This is a genomic window from Methylobacterium sp. WL6 (assembly GCF_008040095.1).
Lineage (GTDB): Bacteria > Pseudomonadota > Alphaproteobacteria > Rhizobiales > Beijerinckiaceae > Methylobacterium.
This window is the reverse complement of sequence record NZ_VRVH01000017.1, coordinates 1-18,300: the sequence shown is the minus strand read 5'-3', so window position 1 is coordinate 18,300 and position 18,300 is coordinate 1. Positions and strand designations below refer to the sequence as shown.

16 protein-coding genes are annotated in these 18,300 nt (G+C 71.3%); 15 read left to right on the top strand and 1 reads right to left on the bottom strand.

Going from position 1 to position 18,300, the window contains the following annotated elements:
• Positions 1 to 27 precede the first annotated feature (27 nt).
• On the bottom strand, positions 28 to 858 hold the full coding sequence (locus tag FV230_RS04580) for a cobalamin B12-binding domain-containing protein (protein WP_243932077.1): 831 nt from the start codon (positions 856 to 858) through the stop codon (positions 28 to 30).
• Positions 859 to 1,193: 335 nt separating this feature from the next.
• On the opposite strand from FV230_RS04580, the gene bchF reads away from it, so the two are divergent.
• The 15 genes from bchF to bchI form a co-directional block, all read left to right on the top strand.
• Entirely contained in the window at positions 1,194 to 1,709 is a 516-nt protein-coding gene (gene bchF / locus FV230_RS04575; RefSeq protein WP_147841440.1) for a 2-vinyl bacteriochlorophyllide hydratase, read from the top strand.
• Entirely contained in the window at positions 1,706 to 3,007 is a 1,302-nt protein-coding gene (locus tag FV230_RS04570; RefSeq protein ID WP_147841439.1) for a ferredoxin:protochlorophyllide reductase (ATP-dependent) subunit N, read from the top strand. Before bchF ends, FV230_RS04570 begins: the two co-directional genes overlap by 4 nt.
• A gap of 4 nt (positions 3,008 to 3,011) precedes the next feature.
• Positions 3,012 to 4,574 (top strand): ferredoxin:protochlorophyllide reductase (ATP-dependent) subunit B, encoded by a 1,563-nt coding sequence (gene bchB, locus FV230_RS04565; protein ID WP_147841438.1) that lies wholly within the window; start codon positions 3,012 to 3,014, stop codon positions 4,572 to 4,574.
• Positions 4,549 to 8,268, top strand: a complete 3,720-nt coding sequence (locus FV230_RS04560; protein WP_147841437.1) for a magnesium chelatase subunit H — start codon at positions 4,549 to 4,551, stop codon at positions 8,266 to 8,268. Before bchB ends, FV230_RS04560 begins: the two co-directional genes overlap by 26 nt.
• Positions 8,265 to 9,158 carry a ferredoxin:protochlorophyllide reductase (ATP-dependent) iron-sulfur ATP-binding protein gene (gene bchL / locus FV230_RS04555; protein WP_147727570.1) on the top strand — a complete coding sequence of 298 codons (894 nt, stop codon included), beginning with the start codon at positions 8,265 to 8,267 and terminating at the stop codon, positions 9,156 to 9,158. The genes FV230_RS04560 and bchL overlap by 4 nt, the downstream gene beginning before the upstream one ends.
• A gap of 11 nt (positions 9,159 to 9,169) precedes the next feature.
• Positions 9,170 to 9,877, top strand: coding sequence for a magnesium protoporphyrin IX methyltransferase (bchM, locus tag FV230_RS04550; RefSeq protein WP_147727571.1), 708 nt, complete (start codon positions 9,170 to 9,172; stop codon positions 9,875 to 9,877).
• The gene (locus FV230_RS04545) at positions 9,874 to 11,304 is read left to right on the top strand and encodes a BCD family MFS transporter (RefSeq protein ID WP_147841436.1); all 1,431 of its coding nucleotides are present in this window, start codon (positions 9,874 to 9,876) and stop codon (positions 11,302 to 11,304) included. The genes bchM and FV230_RS04545 overlap by 4 nt, the downstream gene beginning before the upstream one ends.
• A gap of 31 nt (positions 11,305 to 11,335) precedes the next feature.
• A complete protein-coding gene (gene puhA, locus FV230_RS04540; protein WP_147728032.1) occupies positions 11,336 to 12,112 on the top strand; it encodes a photosynthetic reaction center subunit H in 777 nt (258 codons plus the stop codon).
• Complete coding sequence (gene puhB / locus FV230_RS04535) at positions 12,109 to 12,810, top strand: photosynthetic complex putative assembly protein PuhB (RefSeq protein ID WP_147728030.1); 702 nt, start codon at positions 12,109 to 12,111, stop codon at positions 12,808 to 12,810. Before puhA ends, puhB begins: the two co-directional genes overlap by 4 nt.
• 269 nt (positions 12,811 to 13,079) lie before the next feature.
• Entirely contained in the window at positions 13,080 to 13,553 is a 474-nt protein-coding gene (gene puhC, locus FV230_RS04530) for a photosynthetic complex assembly protein PuhC (RefSeq protein ID WP_147728029.1), read from the top strand.
• Positions 13,550 to 13,852, top strand: coding sequence for a hypothetical protein (locus tag FV230_RS04525; RefSeq protein ID WP_187273562.1), 303 nt, complete (start codon positions 13,550 to 13,552; stop codon positions 13,850 to 13,852). Before puhC ends, FV230_RS04525 begins: the two co-directional genes overlap by 4 nt.
• A 20-nt stretch (positions 13,853 to 13,872) precedes the next feature.
• Positions 13,873 to 14,925: a magnesium-protoporphyrin IX monomethyl ester (oxidative) cyclase gene (gene acsF, locus FV230_RS04520; RefSeq protein ID WP_187275384.1), complete on the top strand. Its 1,053-nt coding sequence runs from the start codon at positions 13,873 to 13,875 to the stop codon at positions 14,923 to 14,925.
• Between the two features lie 10 nt (positions 14,926 to 14,935).
• Entirely contained in the window at positions 14,936 to 15,799 is an 864-nt protein-coding gene (gene puhE, locus FV230_RS04515; RefSeq protein ID WP_147841434.1) for a putative photosynthetic complex assembly protein PuhE, read from the top strand.
• Positions 15,800 to 15,844: 45 nt separating this feature from the next.
• Positions 15,845 to 17,062, top strand: coding sequence for a 5-aminolevulinate synthase (gene hemA / locus FV230_RS04510; RefSeq protein WP_147728026.1), 1,218 nt, complete (start codon positions 15,845 to 15,847; stop codon positions 17,060 to 17,062).
• A gap of 309 nt (positions 17,063 to 17,371) precedes the next feature.
• A partial coding sequence (gene bchI, locus FV230_RS04505) for a magnesium chelatase ATPase subunit I (protein WP_147841433.1) occupies positions 17,372 to 18,300 on the top strand: 929 nt, incomplete at its 3' end.

Sequence of the window (18,300 nt, the reverse complement as noted above, 5' to 3'; positions counted from 1 at the left end):
GCTTCGTGAAGTCGTCGATCGGGTCTTTCAGCAGGCTCCCGCCCTGAGATCAAGCATGAACTCGGCGGCGGCCACAGCACGACGCGCATCCGTGGCCGTGGCATCAGCACCCACGCGCTCGATATGCCCCGGATTGTCGACGAAGATCGGGCCGCCGACGAGGATGCGCACGCCGGGATTGAACGAGACCCGGCGCAGCTCGTGGACGGTCTTGGTCAGGGTCGGCAGAAGCACCTCGCAGCCGAGCGACAGGCCGATCACGTCGAACCAGGCGGTCCGCGCCTGGTTCAGGATCTCGCCCACCGGCGCGAGCGCCGTGCTCGTGACGTCCCAGCCCGCGTCGCGAAAGAACTGCTCGATCATCGACAGCCCGAACATGTGGGTCTCGCCGGGACAAAGGCTCAGGAGGATGCTGTGCCCGTCCCGGTGCCCTCCTGTTTCGCCGCCGTAGCGGCGCGCGAGGTCGTGCATGATCCGCTGCAGGCGGCCCATCGCGATCGTCAGCTCGGCGAAGTCGCAGAGGTCCTCCTCCCAGAGCACGCCGAGGTGCCGCGCGGTCGGCGCCAGGAGGTCGAGGAGCAGGCTGTCGAGGGCGAGGCCGTCGTCGACGAGCGCGGCGATGCGCGCCTCCACCACCTCGCCGGCCGGCGCCAGCACGAGGGAGGCGAAGGCCTCGATGTCCTCGGCGGTCGGCTTTCTCGGCCCCGGGCCGCGCGTCGACGCCTCCATGCGGTGTGCGAGCATCAGGCGGGGGATGATCTCGGCCTCGACCACGCGGGAGAGGTGACCGTGCCAGCGATCGGACAATTGCTGCCGGCGCGGCGGCGCCTGCTGGTCGATCTCGCAGGCTGACGCCATCTCGCGAGCGAGCGCTAGGATGGCGTTTCGCCCCTCGGAGCGCCTCAAGTCATCCATTGGCCAACTCCAATGTCGCTGACGGCTTAATTGTATTCAAAATATAGCTTGGCCGGGGTTAGGATTCCCCGTGCCGTTGCCCTCTCCGGGACGACTTGACCTAGACGATACGCTTTCGAGGCGGCTTGGCAATGGTCGAATCGAATAAGAATGCTTCCACGTCATTGTCATACGGTTTTGACGTAAAGCGCGCTTGACACTTTTTGGCACGGTTTCTAGGCTTCCCCCAAGCCGCCCTCCCGAGAGGCGGCCCGCCGCAGCAGGGATGGGGTAAGGCTATGGGTCCCAGCGACCGGACGGCACGACCACCACTCTACACGTCGGCCGAGCGCGCCCGGCGCGACGCGACCCGCTGGACCCTGGTCCAGGGCCTTCTGGCCCCGCTTCAATTCCTCGTGTTCCTCGTCAGCCTGGGGCTGGTCCTGCGGACGCTGTCCACCGGGGAGGGCGAGGCCGCGGCCAACCTCTCGGTGCTGGCCAAGACCTTCCTGCTCTACGCGATCATGGTCACCGGCTCGATCTGGGAGAAGGCGGTGTTCGGGCGATACCTGTTCGCCCCGGCCTTCTACTGGGAAGACGTGGTCAGCATGCTCGTGCTGGCCCTGCACACCGCCTATCTCGGCGCCCTCGGCTTCGGGCTCCTCGGCACGGCCGGCCTCATGTGGCTCGCGCTCGCGGCCTACGCCTCCTACGCGGTCAACGCGACGCAATTCCTGCTGAAGCTGCGGGCGGCGCGGCTGCAGGCGCCACGGCGTCCGCGCCCCGTCGCCGGCACCGCGATGGTGGCGCGATGAACGCGCCCTTCCTCCCGCCGAGGACCGTCGCAGCCACCGCCGAACCCGGCTGCGGCGACGTGGCGATCCGACAGGAGCGTGGCCAGCGCGCGGTGTTCTGCGGGCTGACCGGCATCGTCTGGCTGCACCGCAAGATCCAGGACGCGTTCTTCCTCGTCGTCGGCTCGCGCACCTGCGCCCACCTGATCCAGTCGGCCGCCGGGGTAATGATCTTCGCCGAGCCGCGCTTCGCCACCGCGATCATCGACGAGCGGGACCTCGCCGGCATCGCCGACATGAACGAGGAGCTCGACCGGGTGGTGCGCCGCCTGATCGAGCGCCGCCCCGACATCCGGCTGCTGTTCCTGGTCGGCTCGTGCCCCTCCGAGGTGATCAAGCTCGATCTCGGCCGCGCGGCGCAGCGGCTCTCGACCACCTTCTCGCCGGACGTGCGGGTGCTGAGCTATTCCGGCAGCGGCATCGAGACCACGTTCACGCAGGGCGAGGATGCCTGCCTCGCGGCCCTGGTGCCCGAGATGCCGCGGGAAGCGCCCGACGCCGCCCCGTCGCTGCTGGTGGCGGGCGCGCTCGCCGACGTGGTCGAGGACCAGTTCCTTCGGCTGTTCTCCGAGCTCGGCATCGCCAACGTCGCGTTCCTGCCGGCGCGCCGGGCCGGCGCGCTGCCGGCCGTCGGCCCGAGCACGACCTTCCTGCTGGCGCAGCCGTTCCTGACCGACACCGCCAAGGCCCTGGAGGCCCGCGGCGCCAAGCGCCTGTCGGCCCCGTTCCCGCTCGGCGTGGAGGGCACGACGCGCTGGCTCAGGGCCGCGGCCGACGCGTGGGGGGTGCCTGAGGGCCGCTTCGAGGCGGCGACCGCGCCGGGCCGGGCCCGCGCCGCCCGCGCGCTCGATCACCACCGCGAGACGCTTGCCGGCAAGCGGGTGTTCTTCTTCCCCGATTCGCAGCTCGAGGTGCCGCTCGCCCGGTTCCTGTCGCGGGAATTGGGCATGGGCCTGTGCGAGGTCGGGACGCCCTACCTGCACCGCGGGCACCTCGCCGAGGACCTCGCCCTGCTGCCCGACGGCACGGACATCGTCGAGGGCCAGAGCCTCGACGCGCAGATGGACCGGGCCCGGGCCGAGAGGCCCGACCTGACGGTCTGCGGCCTCGGCCTCGCCAACCCGCTGGAGGCGGAAGGGCTCGCGACCAAGTGGTCGATCGAGCTGCTGTTCACGCCGATCCAGGGCTACGACCAGGCCGGCGACCTCGCCGAGCTGTTCGCCCGCCCGCTCGTCCGCCGCACCCGGCTGGAGGTCTGAGGCGATGCAGCTCACCCTCTGGACCTACGAAGGACCGCCGCATATCGGCGCCATGCGCATCGCCACCGCGATGGAGGGGCTGCACTACGTGCTGCACGCGCCGCAGGGCGACACCTACGCCGACCTGCTGTTCACGATGATCGAGCGGCGCGACGCCCGCCCGCCGGTCACCTACACCACCTTCCAGGCCCGCGACCTCGGCTCCGACACCGCCGAGATCTTCAAGGACGCGGCCGCCGCCGCCTACGAGCGCTTCCGGCCGCAGGCGATGATCGTCGGCGCCTCGTGCACGGCGGAGCTGATCCAGGACGATCCGGGCGGCCTCGCCAAGGCGCTGAACCTGCCGATCCCGGTGATCGCGCTGGAGCTGCCGGCCTACCAGAAGAAGGAGAACTGGGGCGCGTCGGAGACCTTCTACCGGCTGGTCCGCGGGCTTTCCGGCTCGCCGTCCCTGGAGCCGAAGCCGGAGGGCCGGCGTCCGTCCTGCAACATCCTCGGGCCGACGGCGCTGGGCTTCCGCCATCGCGACGACCTCGCCGAGATCACCGGCCTGCTCGGGCGGCTCGGCATCGCCGTCAACGTCGTGGCGCCGATGGGCGCAAGCCCGGCCGGCCTCGGCCGCCTGAAGGACGCCGACTTCAACGTCGTGCTCTACCCGGAGGTGGCGCGCGCGGCCGCGCAGTATCTGCAGAAGACCTTCGGCCAGCCGATGGTCGAGACGGTGCCGATCGGCGTCGGCGCGACGATCCGCTTCGTCGAGGAGGTCGCGGCTCTGGCCGGAATCGACCCGGCGCCGGTGCTCGCCGGGGCGCCGTCGCGCGCGCCCTGGTATTCGCGCTCGGTCGACTCGACCTACCTCACCGGCAAGCGCGTCTTCATCTTCGGCGACGCCACCCACGCGATCGCCGCCGCCCGCGTCGCGAAGGCCGAGCTCGGGTTCCGGGTCGTCGGCCTCGGCACCTACGGCCGCGAGTTCGCCCGCGAGGTCCGGGCGGAGGCCGCGCTCCACGGCATCGAGGCGCTGATCTCCGACGACTACCTCGACGTCGAGGCGGCGATCCAGGCGGCCGGCCCCGAGCTGGTGCTCGGCACGCAGATGGAACGTCACATCGCCAAGCGGCTCGGCCTGCCCTGCGCGGTGATCTCGGCGCCGGTCCACGTCCAGGACTTCCCGGCGCGCTACTCGCCGCAGATGGGCTTCGAGGGCGCCAACGTCCTGTTCGACACCTGGGTCCACCCGCTGATGATGGGCCTGGAGGAGCACCTGCTCGGGATGTTCCGCGAGGACCCCGAGTTCAACGACCGCGCCCCGTCCCATCTCGGCGGCAAGGCTCCCGCCGGGGCGCCCGCGCCCGCCCCGCCGGTTCCCGAGCCCGTCACCTCGGTGACGCTCGCCGGCCCGACCGCTCCGACCTGGGCCGTGGAGGCCGAGAAGGAGCTGCGGAAGATCCCGTTCTTCGTTCGAGGAAAAGCCCGCACCAACACGGAAACCTTCGCCAGGGAGCGGGCGCTGCCGCTCATCACCGTCGAGACCTTGTACGATGCCAAAGCGCATTTCGGTCGCTGAACGGCCCGAGCTCCGCATCGTCGTCGTGACGATGGACAACCACATGGCGAGCGCCCTCGAGCGCGCCCGCCTCCGGCTGCGCAGCGAGATGCCCGGCCTCGTCCTCGACTTCCACGCCGCCGCCGAGTGGGACACCGCGCCCGCGAGGCTGTCCGCCTGCAAGGCCGACATCGCCCGGGCCGACATCGTGCTCGCGACGATGCTGTTCATGGACGAGCATGTCCGCGCCGTGCTGCCGGCGCTGCTGGCCCGCCGCCCGCACTGCGACGCGATGATCGGCTGCCTCTCGGCCGGCGAGGTGGTGAAGACCACCCGCCTCAACCGCTTCGACATGGACGGCACCAAGCGCGGCGCCCTCGACTTCCTGAAGAAGCTGCGCGGCAAGCCGGGCACCCAGGGCAACGGCGCCCGCCAGATGGCGATGATCCGCAAGCTGCCGAAGATCCTGCGCTTCATCCCCGGCTCGGCGCAGGACGTGCGCGCCTACTTCCTCACCCTGCAATACTGGCTCTCGGGCTCGGACGAGAACATCGCCAACCTCGTGCGCTTCCTGGTCGGGCGCTACGCCGCCGGGCCGCGCCTCGCCTGGCGCGAGATCGCGGCCGCACCCGCGCCGCTGAGCTATCCCGAGACCGGCCTCTACCACCCGCGCATGAAGGGCCGCATCGGCGAGTCGCTCGCCGCGCTCCCCATGCCCAAGGGGCCTTCGAGCGGCCCTGCGAAGGGTCGGGTCGGCCTGCTGGTGATGCGCTCCTACGTGCTGGCCGGGAACACCGCCCATTACGACGGCGTGATCGCGGCGCTCGAAGGCCGCGGCCTCGCGGTTGTGCCGGCCTTCGCCTCGGGCCTCGACAACCGCCCGGCGGTGGACGCCTTCTTCCGCCGCGACGGCCGGCCGGCCATCGACGCGCTGGTCTCGCTCACCGGGTTCTCGCTGGTCGGCGGGCCCGCGTACAACGACGCCGCGGCGGCCGAGACGGCGCTCACCGACCTCGACGTGCCCTACCTCGCCGCCCACGCGCTGGAGTTCCAGACCCTGGAGCAGTGGGAGGGCTCCGACCGCGGCCTCTCGCCGGTCGAGGCCACGATGATGGTCGCGATCCCCGAGCTCGACGGCGCCACTGCGCCGATGGTGTTCGGCGGCCGCTCCGGCGCGTCGATGGGCGAGAACGCCCGCGACATGCGCGTTCACCCGGAGCGCGCCGACATGCTCGCCGCCCGCATCGAGCGCCTCGTCGCCCTGCGGCGGACCGCGCGGGCCGCGCGCAAGGTGGCGATCGTGCTGTTCGGCTTCCCGCCGAACGCCGGCTCGATCGGCACGGCGGCGTTCCTGTCGGTGTACCAGTCGCTGCACAACACCCTGACGGCGATGAAGGCGGACGGCTACGACGTCGCGGTGCCCGACACGGTCGACGACCTGCGCAACGCGGTGCTCGCCGGCAACTCCGCCCGCTACGGCACGCCGGCCAACGTCCACCACCGCATCCCCGCCGAGGAGCACGTCCGGCGCGAGCGGCACCTGTCCGAGATCGAGGCGCAGTGGGGGCCCGCGCCGGGGCGCCAGAACAGCAACGGTTCGGCCCTCTTCGTCCTCGGCGCGCAGTTCGGCAACGTCTTCGTCGGCGTGCAGCCCGGCTTCGGCTACGAGGGCGACCCGATGCGCCTGCTGTTCGAGCGCGGCTTCGCGCCGACCCACGCCTTCTCGGCCTTCTACCGCTACCTGCGCGACGACTTCCGCGCCGACGCGGTGCTGCATTTCGGCACCCACGGCGCGCTCGAATTCATGCCCGGCAAGCAGACCGGCCTGTCCGAATCGTGCTGGCCTGAGCGGCTGATCGGGCCGCTGCCGAACGTCTACCTCTACGCCGCCAACAACCCCTCCGAGGGGATGATCGCCAAGCGCCGCTCCGCCGCGACGCTGGTGAGCTACCTGACCCCGAGCCTCGCCCAGGCCGGGCTGTACCGCGGGCTGATCGACCTCAAGGCCTCGATCGAGCGCTGGCGCGCCCTGGAGCCGGAGGCGGAAGCCGAGCGGCGCGACCTCGGCCAGCTCGTCCAGGCGCAGGCCGCCGCCCTCGACCTCGCTCCGGCCGAGCCGGCCTGGGACGACCTCGCCGCCCGCATCCAGGCGCTGGGCCAGGCGGTGCACGAGCTGGAGCACACCCTGATCCCGCACGGGATGCACGTGGTGGGGCAGGGCACGCCGCCCGAGGAGCGGGTCGACCTGCTGCTGGCATTGGCCGAAGCCTCCGCCGGCCTCGTGCCGGAGCGGGCCGGGATCGCGGCGCTCGTGGCGGGCGAGGGGGTCGACGCGGCGCTCGCCGCCGCGGGCCTGCCCCTCGACGAGACCCACCGCGCTGCCTTCCGGTCGCTGGCCGAGACCGACGCGCTGCTCGCCCGCGACCACGAGGTCGCCGGCCTGCTCAAGGCGCTGGACGGGCGCTTCATCGCGCCGGTGGCCGGCGGCGACCTGCTGCGCAACCCGGCCGTGCTGCCGACGGGACGCAACCTGCACGGTTTCGATCCCTACCGCCTGCCCTCGGCCTTCGCGGTCGCCGACGGCGCGCGGCAGGTCGCCCGGATCCTCGCCCGTCACCGCGACGAGGGCGCGGCCCTGCCCGAGAGCGTCGCCCTGGTGCTGTGGGGGACCGACAACCTCAAGAGCGAGGGCGGCCCGATCGCCCAGGCCCTGGCGCTCATCGGCGCGGCGCCGCGCTTCGACGGCTACGGCCGGCTCTGCGGCGCGACCCTGATCCCGCTGGAGACGCTCGGCCGCCCGCGCATCGACGTGGTCGTCACCCTGTCCGGCATCTTTCGCGACCTGCTGCCGCTCCAGACGAAGCTCCTCGCCGAAGCCTCCTACCTCGCCGCCACCGCCGACGAGCCGGTGGAGCGCAACTTCGTCCGCAAGCACGCCCTCGCGCATCAGGCCGAGCACAGCATCGACCTCGAGACCGCGGCGCTGCGGGTGTTCTCGAACGCCGAGGGCACCTACGGCGCCAACGTCAACGGGCTGGTCGAGTCCGGCCGCTGGGAGGACGAGGACGAGATCGCCGAGACCTTCTCGCGCCGCAAGAGCTTCGCCTACGGCCGCACCGGCCAGCCGGCACCGCAGCGCGCGCTGATGCGCAGCGTGCTGGCCAAGGTCGACCTCGCCTACCAGAACCTCGATTCGGTCGAGGTCGGGGTGACGAGCGTCGACCACTACTTCGACGGGCTCGGCGGCATGGGCCGGGCGGTGGCCGAGGCCCGCGGCGCCGCGGTGCCGATCTTCATCAGCGACCAGACCCGCGGCGAGGGCACCGTGCGCTCGCTCTCCGAGCAGGTCTCGCTCGAGACCCGCACCCGCATGCTCAACCCGAAATGGACCGAGGGCATGCTCGGCCACGGCTACGAGGGCGTCCGCCAGATCGAGGCGCACCTCACCAACACCATGGGCTGGTCGGCCACGAGCGACGGCGTCGCGCCCTGGATCTACCAGCGCATCACCGAGACCTACGTCCTCGACCCCGCCATGCGCGAGCGCATGGCCGCCCTCAACCCCACCGCCTCGGCCAAGGTCGCGCACCGGCTGATCGAGGCGCACCAGCGCGGCTTCTGGACTCCCGATGCGGCGACGCGCGACGCGCTCGCCCGCGCCGAGGAGGAGCTCGAGGACCGTCTCGAAGGCATCACCGCGGAGGTTGCGGCATGAACATCGCGATTCGAAACCCCGTCGCCGCCCGCCGCGAGCCGGAAGGCAGCGTCCAGGTCTCGCTGGACGTCGCCATCGGCACGACGGCGAAGGTCTTCGCCGTCTACGGCAAGGGCGGCATCGGCAAGTCGACGACCTCGTCGAACCTGTCGGTCGCCTTCTCGAAGCTCGGCAAGCGGGTGCTGCAGATCGGCTGCGACCCGAAGCACGACTCGACCTTCACCCTCACCAAGCGCCTGGCGCCCACCGTGATCGATGCGCTGGAGGCGGTGCAGTTCCACTCCGAGGAGCTGCGCGTCGAGGACTTCGTCGCCGAGGGCTACAACGGCGTGATGTGCGTCGAGGCCGGCGGGCCGCCGGCCGGCACCGGCTGCGGCGGCTACGTCGTCGGCCAGACGGTGAAGCTCCTCAAGGAGCATCACCTCTTGGAGGACACCGACGTGGTGATCTTCGACGTGCTCGGCGACGTGGTCTGCGGCGGCTTCGCCTCGCCGCTCCAGCACGCCGAACAGGCGCTGGTCGTCACCGCCAACGACTTCGACTCGATCTTCGCGATGAACCGCATCGTCGCCGCGATCCACGCCAAGGCGAAGAACTACCCCGTGCGGCTCGGCGGCGTCATCGCCAACCGCTCGGCCAAGACCGACGAGATCGACCGCTTCAACGCCGCCGTCGGCCTGGAGCGCATCGCCCACTTCCCCGACCTCGACGTCGTGCGGCGTTCGCGCCTGAAGAAGTCGACCCTGTTCGAGATGGACGAGACGCCGGAGCTGGAGGCCGTGAAGGCTGAGTACATGCGGCTGGCCGCCTACCTCTACGCCGGCGGCAAACCGCTCTCCGCGATCCCGATGAAGGACCGCGACCTCTTCGAGTTCCTGGGATTTGATTGAGGGTTCTCGTGATGACCAGCGCATCCTACGCCGAGCGCCGCTCGCAGCTCACCACCTACTTCGACCGCACCGCGGTCGAGGCCTGGGCGCGGCTCACCTCCGACGCACCGGTCTCGAAGATCCGCGCGACGGTGCGGGCGGGCCGCGACACGATGCGGGCTCAGCTTCTGTCCTGGCTGCCCGACGACCTGACCGGCCGGCGCATCCTCGATGCCGGCTGCGGCACCGGGGCGCTCAGCCTGGAGGCCGCGCGCCGCGGCGCCGAGGTCGTCGCCATCGACGTGTCGGCGACGCTGGTCGGCCTCGCGGCCGAGCGCGCCGGGCCGATCGCGGGCGGCGGGTCGATCGACTTCCGGGTCGGCGACATGCTCGATCCGAGCCTCGGCCGCTTCGACCACGTCGTGGCGATGGATTCGCTGATCCATTACGGCGCCGCCGACATCGCCCGGGCGCTCGCCGCGCTCGGCGCGCGCACGGACGGGTCGGTGGTGTTCACGGTGGCGCCCCGCACCGCCCTGCTCACCGCGATGCACGCCGCCGGCACGCTGTTCCCGAGGGCCGACCGGGCGCCGGCGATCGTGCCGATCACGCTGGGCGCGCTGGCCAAGCGGATCGGCCGGGAGCCGGCGCTGGCCGAGTTCGCGCTGACGCGCACGCAGCGCGTCAACAGCGGCTTCTACCTCTCGAACGCGATCGAGCTGGCGCGGGGCCGCCGATGAAGCTCGGCCTCCGCCTGATCCGGCACGTCGCGGCCCTCGGGCCGTCGATCCTCCCCTTCGCCGACGCGGCGACGAAGGAGCTGCCGCTCGGGCGGCTGATGCGGCTGTCGCTGTTCCAGGTCACCGTCGGCATGGCCGCGGTGCTGCTGATCGGCACGCTCAACCGCGTCATGATCGTCGAGCTGGAGGTGCCGGCCTGGGTCGTCGCGCTGATGCTGTCCCTGCCGCTGATCTTCGCCCCCTTGCGGGCGCTGATCGGCTTCCGCTCGGACACGCACCGGTCGGTGCTCGGCTGGCGCCGCGTCCCCTACATCTGGTTCGGCACGCTGCTGCAGTTCGGCGGGCTCGCGATCATGCCGTTCGCGTTGCTGCTGCTGTCGGGCGACACCACCGGCCCGATGTGGGCCGGGCAGGTCGCCGCCGCGCTCGCCTTCGTCCTGGTCGGCGCCGGCCTCCACACCACGCAGACGGTGGGGCTCGCCCTCGCCACCGACCTCGCACCGGCCCATGCAAGGCCCAAGGTCGTCGCGCTGCTCTGCGTCATGCTGCTCGTCGGGATGATGGTCAGCGCGGTCGCCTTCGGCCTGCTGCTCGCCGACTTCTCGAAGGTGCGGCTGATCCAGGTGATCCAGGGCACGGCCCTCGTCACCATCGTGCTCAACGGGCTGGCCCTGTGGAAGCAGGAGGCGCGCGACCCCGACCGCGCCCGCGACGCGGCGCAGCCGAGCTTCTCCGAATCCTGGGCGGCCTATGCGGGGCAGGGGCTGGCGCGGCGCCGCCTCGTCGCCACCGGGCTCGGCACCGCCGCCTTCACGATGCAGGACATCCTGCTGGAACCCTATGGCGGGCAGATCCTGCACCTCTCGGTCGGCGCGACCACGGCGCTGACCGCGATGCTGGCGGCCGGCGGCGGCCTCGGGCTGCTGGCGGCGGCGCGCTGGCTCAACCGGGGCGGCGACCCGTTCCGGGTGGCGGCGGCGGGTGCCGTGATCGGCATCCTTGCCTTTTCCTGCGTCGTGTTCGCGGCCCCGCTCGGCTCGACGCAGGTCTTCGCGGCCGGCGTCAGCCTGATCGGCTGCGGCGGCGGCCTGTTCGCCCACGGCACGCTCACCGCCTCCATGGCGAAGGCCGGGCCGGAGGATACCGGGCTCGCGCTCGGCGCCTGGGGCGCGGTCCAGGCGTCGGCGGCCGGCCTCGCCATCGCCGGCAGCGGCATCGTGCGGGACGTCGGCTCGGCGCTCGCCGTCTCGGGGGCGCTCGGCGAGGGCATGAGCGATCCCTCGATCGGCTACCTCGTCGTCTACCACATCGAGATCGCGCTGCTGTTCGCGACGCTGGTCGCGATCGGCCCGCTGGTCCGGGACCGCAGCCCGCAACCGGCGGCGCGGGGCAGGCCCCGCGTCGCCCTGTCCACCTCCTCCACCTGAAGCTCGGGAGATCGCCATGCCACCAGGAGCACTGCCCACGGGAGCACTCACCGGCTACGTCGACGTCGCGCAGATCGTCCTGTACGCCTTCTTCCTGTTCTTCTTCGGCCTGGTCTTCTGGCTCCGGCGCGAGGACCGGCGCGAGGGCTATCCCCTCGAGGCCGAGGTGACGGGCACCCTCAAGCGCCCCGACCCGATCCTGATCCCGACGCCGAAGCTGTTCCACCTCGCCGACGGCAAGATCAAGCAGGCGCCGCAGGCCGACACCAGGCCCGACCGCAACTACCTCGGCAGCAAGCGCGAGCCCTGGCCGGGCGCCCCGCTGGAGCCGACCGGCGCCGACCCGATGTTCGCCCATGTCGGCCCCGGCTCCTGGGTCAGCCGCGACGACGCGTTCGATCACACCTTCGACGGCCAGAAACGGATCGTCCCCTTGCGGGTCGCGACGCACTTCATGGTCCACGAGGACGGCCCCAACCCGATCGGCATGAGCGTGTTCGGCGCCGACAGCCAGATCGCCGGAACGGTGTCCGACATCTGGGTCGACCGCGGCGAAAGCTTCGCCCGCTACTACGAGGTCGATCTCGGCGCCGGCGGACGCCGCGTGCTGATGCCGGTCACCTTCTGCCGCACGGGGCGGTTCTCGCGCACCGTGAAGACCGAGGCGCTGCTCGCCCGGCAGTTCTCGGACATCCCGCCCCACGCCGACCCCGACGCGGTGACCCTCCTCGAGGAGGAGAAGATCATCGCCTATTTCGGCGCCGGCACCCTGTACGCCACGCCCCAGCGCGCGGAGACCCTGCTATGAGCGGCCGCCGGACCCACGATACGCCCTCGGACGACACCGTCCGCGACGACCGGATCCCCGAGGGCCTGCCCGAGGCGCTGCCGCCGGGCGAGCACATCCTGTGGCAGGGCCGGCCGACCGCCTTCGGCATGGCCGCCCGCCCGATGCACGGCGGGTTCGTGGTGCTGTGGTTCGGCGTGCTGGCCGCCTGGACCATCCTGCCGGCGGCCCTCGACGGCGCGGTGCTGGCGGGCCTCGAAGCCTCGTGGCCGACCTTCGCCGCCTGCGCCGCCGCGCTGGCCGTCGTCGGCGGCCTCGGCTGGCTCGCCTCCTGGACCACGACCTACACCATCACCAACCGCCGCGTGGTGATGCGGATCGGCATCGCGCTGCCGGTCACCTTCAACCTGCCGCTCGCGCAGGTGGAGGATGCCGCCCTGCACAGCTTCGCCGACGGCACCGGCGACCTGCCGCTCCGGCTGAGCGCCGGCACCCGCGTCGCCTACCTGCACCTGTGGCCGCATGCCCGCCCCTGGCGCGTGACCGAGCCGCAGCCGATGCTCCGCTCCGTCCCGAACGCAGGCGAGGTGGCCGCCATCCTCGCCCGGGCGATCGTCGCGGCGCGGGCGCCCGAGGAAGAGTCCGCGCTGCCGGTGCTCGTCGCCCGCCCGCAGAACGCGGCGCGCAAGCCGCGCCTCGTCGCCGTCGGAGCGCGCTGACCGGCCCGAGCCTCCGCGGAGCCGCGAGGACGAGACATCACCCCGCCCGTCCCGGCCGAACCGCCGGGGCGGGCGTTCGCTTCTCGAAAAAAGTCGTTCGCGAACAGCATCTTGACGGTTCTCTCGAAAAACCCGCCCGAAAAATCCAGAACGAGGATTGTCAAGCGTACTTGACACCGGTTAACGTGAAGCCAAGGAAACGGCGACGCGGCCGGACACCGAGCGGTGCCGCCCGGACGACCGGTCCGGGCAGACGGTGAGGGAAGCCGATGGGTGAGGTGGCGGAGGGCGGGCCGATCCCGGCGCTCGCACTGATCGGAGCCGGGGCGCTCCTCGGCTTCACCATGCTGGCGGTGGTGGTCGGGCGCACCGAGCGGATCGGCCTCAGCGGAAACCCCGGCGGGAATCCCGTCGCCTCCGTCGCCCTGCGCGTGCTGGACCGCCCGGACGGGTCGATCCGGATCGAGGACGCCGCCGATGCGCGGCTGATCGAGACCATCGAGCCCGGCCAGGACAACTTCGTCCGCGCGACCCTGCGCAGCTTCGGCCAGTCCCGCCTGCGCGCCGGCCTGACCCCGGCGGAGCCGTTCCGCCTGACCCGCTACGACGACGGCTCGCTCGCCCTGATCGACGAGACCACGGGGCGCAGCGTCAACATGGGCGCCTTCGGCCCGACCAACGCGCTCGCCTTCGCCAAGCTCCTACCCGGCAACGCCCTTCCCGACGTGAGCGTCCCGCGATGATCGGATTCCTGAACGGCCGCCGCACGGTCGAGGTGCCCTGCACCGTCGAGATCGAGCAGACCCCCGAGAGCCTGCACGCCCATGTCAGCCTCGACGCCGACTTCGAGATCGAGCCCGGCGACGAGGTGCAGGTCCACGACGCGCCGACCTCGGTGCCCTACGGCGAGCGCCTCGTCGTCCGCCGCACCGCGACGGTGACGCGGGCCGGCCGGATCGAGCGGCTCTGGACCAAGCTCGCCGGCCATCTCGAGCTGACCGAGCTCTACGAAGTCAGCTTCAGCGAGAGGAGGAAGCTTTGAACGCTCCCGTCAGGCATCCGCTGCCCACCCGCCCGGTTAACGAATCGACCAAGTCCGCGCAGGAGACGACCTTCCTCAGCCCGCGCTTCTACACCACCGATTTCGCGGAGCTCGACCGCACGAACGTCGAGCCGGTCCGGGCCGAGTGGGACGTGCTGATCGAGGAGCTGCGCTCCGACCCGAACAAGCGCCACTTCACCCGCAACGCCGACTTCGACTGCGACCTGTCGCAGATGGAGCCCGAACTCCGGAAGGAGTTCCTCGACTTCCTGGTCTCGTCGATCACCGCCGAGTTCTCGGGCTGCGTCCTCTACGCCGAGATGCGCAAGCGCGCCAAGAACAAGGACATCAAGGAGCTGTTCGGCTTCATGAGTCGCGACGAGGCGCGCCACGCCGGCTTCATCAACGACACGCTCAAGGATTTCGGCATCGGCGTCGATCTCGGCTTCCTGACGAAGTCGAAGAAGTACACGTTCTTCCGCCCGAAGTTCATCTTCTACGCAACCTACCTGTCCGAGAAGATCGGCTACGCGCGCTACATCACCATCTTCCGCGAGCTGGAGAAGCACCCCGAGCGGCGCATCCACCCGATCTTCAAGTGGTTTGAGAAGTGGTGCAACGACGAGTTCCGCCACGGCGAGGCCTTCGCGCTGCTGATGCGCGCCAACCCGAAGCTGACGCAGGGGCTGAACCGCTACTGGATCAAGTTCTTCCTGCTGGCGGTGTTCGCAACGATGTACGTCCGCGACCATTGCCGGCCGGCCTTCCACGCCGCCCTCGGGGTCGACCCGTCCGAGTACGACTTCACGGTCTTCCGCATCACCTCCGAGATCTCGAAGCAGACCTTCCCGCTGACGCTCGACCTCGACAACCCGAAGTTCAAGCAGCGGCTCGACACCCTGCTCGACTGCTCGGTGAAGATCGCCGAGGCGCGGGCGCAGGGCGGCGTCGTCGGCACGCTGAAGCGCGGCGTACAGGTGGCGCGGGCCGCGATCACCTTCGGCAGGCTCTACCTGTTGCCGACCCTCGACAACGCGATGCCCGCCGACATCCGCCTCGAGCCGGTGTGGTAGCGGGCCGGCGATGTCGCCCTACGCCGTCCCGGCCCTCTATGCGGTGGCGATCTGGTGGTTCTCCACCGGGGTGATCATCCTGCTCGACCATCTGCCGCGCCGCACCTTCCCGTGGAGCATGGCCGCCGGCACCGCGGTGCTGCTGGCGGCGCTCTACGCGATCGGCACGAGCGCCGGCGATGTGACCGAGACGGGGGCCTACACCGCCTTCACCGGCGCGCTGCTGGTCTGGGGCTGGCAGGAGATGAGCTACTACATGGGCTTCGTCACCGGCCCGCGGCCGGAGGCCTGCCGGCCCGGCGCCCGCGGCGTCGAGAAGTTCCGGGCGGCGGTGGCGACGAGCCTGTGGCACGAATTCGCCATCGTTCTCGGCGCGCTGGCGATCCTGGCGCTCACCTGGAACACCCCGCAAAGATTGGCCCTGTGGACCTACTGCGTGCTGTGGGGGATGAACCTCAGCGCCCGGCTCAACCTGTTCCTCGGGGTGCGCAACCTCAACGCCGAGTTCCTGCCCGACCATCTGGCCTATCTCGGCTGCTACCTGACGAAGCGGCCGATGAACCTGCTGTTCCCGGTGTCGGTCAGCGTCGCCACCGTGATCGTCGTGCTGCTCGGCCAGGCGGCGCTCGCCGAGCCGATCACGCCGCACGCGATGGTCGGCTTCACCATCCTCACCACGCTGATGGGCCTGGCGACCCTCGAGCACTGGTTCCTGATGCTGCCGCTGCCCGCGGCCGCCCTCTGGAACTGGAGCCTCCCGCCGAAGGTTGCGGCGTCCGCCGCGGCCGTCCCGACGAAGGTGAAGCTCGCGGCCTCCGCCGCAGCCGGACCGACACAGGGGCCGGCCGAGCCGGCCCGGCGCGACGCGGCCTGACGCGGGAGAACCCGCGCGATCGAAACGAGGACGGGGAGACGAGCGATGGATTACGACGCGTTCTTCGGCGCCGAGCTTCAGAATTTGCACCGGGAGGGGCGCTACCGCGTCTTCACCGATCTCGAACGTCAGGCCGGGCGCTTCCCGCACGCGACCCATCACAGCCCCGAAGGCGAGAAGCCCGTCACGGTCTGGTGCTCGAACGACTATCTCGGGATGGGCCAGCACCCGGACGTGCTCGCCGCCATGCACGCGGCGCTCGACCGCTGCGGCGCGGGCGCGGGCGGCACCCGCAACATCTCCGGCACCAACCACTACCACGTGCTGCTGGAGCGCGAGCTCGCCGACCTCCACGGCAAGGAGGCGGCCCTGCTGTTCACCTCCGGCTACGTCTCGAACTGGGCGGCGCTCGGCACCCTCGGCGCCAAGCTGCCCGGCTGCGTCATCCTCTCGGATTCCGAGAACCACGCCTCGATGATCGAGGGCATCCGGGCGTCGCGCGCCGAGCGCCAGATCTTCCGCCACAACGACCCGGAGGACCTCGACCGCAAGCTGCGGATGATCGAGCCCGGCAGGCCGAAGCTCGTGGCCTTCGAATCGGTCTACTCGATGGACGGCGACATCGCGCCGATCGACGAGATCTGCGACGTGGCCGAGGCGCACGGCGCGCTCACCTACCTCGACGAGGTCCACGCCGTCGGCCTCTACGGCGCGCGCGGCGGCGGCATCTCGGAGCGCATGGGGCTGGCCCACCGCCTCGACGTGATCGAGGGCACGCTGGGCAAGGCCTTCGCGGTGCATGGCGGCTACATCACCGCGAGCGAGACGCTGTGCGACTTCGTCCGCAGCTTCGCCTCGGGCTTCATCTTCACCACCTCGCTGCCGCCGGCGGTGGCGGCGGGCGCGGCCGCCAGCATCCGCCACCTCAAGCGGAGCAACGTCGAGCGCGCACGGCACCAGGAGCGGGTGCAGCGGGTGCGCGAGCGCCTGGACGCCGCCGGCATCCCCACCTTGCCCAACGACAGCCACATCGTCCCGGTGATGGTCTGCGATCCGGTGCTGTGCAAGGCGATCTCCGACACCCTGCTCGACGAGTTCGGCATCTACGTGCAGCCGATCAACTACCCGACCGTCGCCCGCGGCACCGAGCGCCTGCGCATCACCCCGTCGCCCCTGCACACGGACGCCGACATCGACCACCTCGTCGGGGCGCTGGCCGCGATCTGGGGCCGGATCGGGCTGGAGCGGGTGGCGGCGGAGTAGGGGACACGCCGCCGACAATCCGTGCGGCGAGTTTCGCTCGCGTCCTCGGGCCCTACCAAATTCCGACGCCTCTGCGTGACGGCGCCGGATGGTGCGTCCGAAGCACCGCGGGGCCCCCTCTTCCATGGGGAGAGGGGACCCGCGCCTGACCCTGCATAGCGTGCGGCCCTGACGAGTCGCATCGGAAGAAGGGAACTGCCCGTGCGTTTCGAAGGCCAGGGTGCCATTCTCGATCGCGCCGCTCGCGCCGCACCTCCCCAGCCACGGATCGGCGTGACAACATCTTCGCAATCGCGAGTGCCCCCGCGCGTGACCACCTTCCCCTTCACCGCCATCGTCGCCCAGGACGAGATGCGTCGGGCGCTGCTGATCGCGGCGGTCGATCCGTCGGTGGGGGGCGTGCTGGTGTTCGGGGATCGCGGCACCGGCAAGTCCACCGCGATCCGGGCGCTGGCCGGTCTGCTGCCGCGGATGCGCGCGGTCGTCGGCTGCCCCTATGCCTGCGATCCGGCCGCACCCGCCGAATCGTGCCCGCATTGCCGTGGCCAGGCGGAGCGCAAGAGCGCGCTCGTGCCGGTGCCGGTGGTCGACCTGCCGCTCGGAGCCACCGAGGACCGGGTGGTCGGCGCACTCGACCTGCAGCGGGCGCTGGCGCTCGGCGAGAAGGCGTTCGAGCCGGGACTGCTGGCGCGGGCCAACCGCGGCTTCCTCTACATCGACGAGGTCAACCTGCTGGAGGACCACCTCGTCGACTTGCTGCTCGACGTGGCGGCCTCCGGGGTCAACACCGTCGAGCGCGAGGGCCTGTCGATCCGCCACCCGGCGCGCTTCGTGCTCGTCGGCTCCGGCAACCCGGAGGAGGGCGAGCTGCGGCCGCAGCTCCTCGACCGGTTCGGCCTCGCGGTCGAGGTGGCGACGCCCACCGACATCGCGACCCGCATCGACGTGGTCCGCCGCCGCGACGCCTACGAGCGCGACCCGGAAGCGTTCTGCGCCACCTACGCCAAGGCCGAGCGGGCGCAGGCCAAGCAGATCACGCTCGCCCGCGAACGGCTGAGTGCCGTGACGATCCCCGACGCGGTGCTGGAGGCCTGCGCGAGGCTCTGCGTGGCGCTCGGCACCGACGGCCTGCGCGGCGAGCTCACCCTGATGCGCACCGCCCGCGCGCTGGCGGCGCTCGACGGCGCGGACGACGTGACGATCGACCATGTCCGCCGGATCGCGCCGGCGGACATGGT

Excerpts from the sequence above, each read along its gene's own strand:
- puhC (WP_147728029.1), top strand. The coding sequence starts at position 13,080 with ATGGGTGAGGTGGCGGAGGGCGGGCCGATCCCGGCGCTCGCACTGATC.
- puhB (WP_147728030.1), top strand. The coding sequence starts at position 12,109 with ATGAGCGGCCGCCGGACCCACGATACGCCCTCGGACGACACCGTCCGC.
- hemA (WP_147728026.1), top strand. The coding sequence starts at position 15,845 with ATGGATTACGACGCGTTCTTCGGCGCCGAGCTTCAGAATTTGCACCGG.
- bchB (WP_147841438.1), top strand. The coding sequence starts at position 3,012 with ATGCAGCTCACCCTCTGGACCTACGAAGGACCGCCGCATATCGGCGCC.
- FV230_RS04580 (WP_243932077.1), bottom strand. The coding sequence starts at position 858 with ATGGCGTCAGCCTGCGAGATCGACCAGCAGGCGCCGCCGCGCCGGCAG.
- bchM (WP_147727571.1), top strand. The coding sequence starts at position 9,170 with ATGACCAGCGCATCCTACGCCGAGCGCCGCTCGCAGCTCACCACCTAC.
- FV230_RS04525 (WP_187273562.1), top strand. The coding sequence starts at position 13,550 with ATGATCGGATTCCTGAACGGCCGCCGCACGGTCGAGGTGCCCTGCACC.
- FV230_RS04570 (WP_147841439.1), top strand. The coding sequence starts at position 1,706 with ATGAACGCGCCCTTCCTCCCGCCGAGGACCGTCGCAGCCACCGCCGAA.
- bchL (WP_147727570.1), top strand. The coding sequence starts at position 8,265 with ATGAACATCGCGATTCGAAACCCCGTCGCCGCCCGCCGCGAGCCGGAA.
- FV230_RS04545 (WP_147841436.1), top strand. The coding sequence starts at position 9,874 with ATGAAGCTCGGCCTCCGCCTGATCCGGCACGTCGCGGCCCTCGGGCCG.
- puhE (WP_147841434.1), top strand. The coding sequence starts at position 14,936 with ATGTCGCCCTACGCCGTCCCGGCCCTCTATGCGGTGGCGATCTGGTGG.
- bchF (WP_147841440.1), top strand. The coding sequence starts at position 1,194 with ATGGGTCCCAGCGACCGGACGGCACGACCACCACTCTACACGTCGGCC.
- FV230_RS04560 (WP_147841437.1), top strand. The coding sequence starts at position 4,549 with ATGCCAAAGCGCATTTCGGTCGCTGAACGGCCCGAGCTCCGCATCGTC.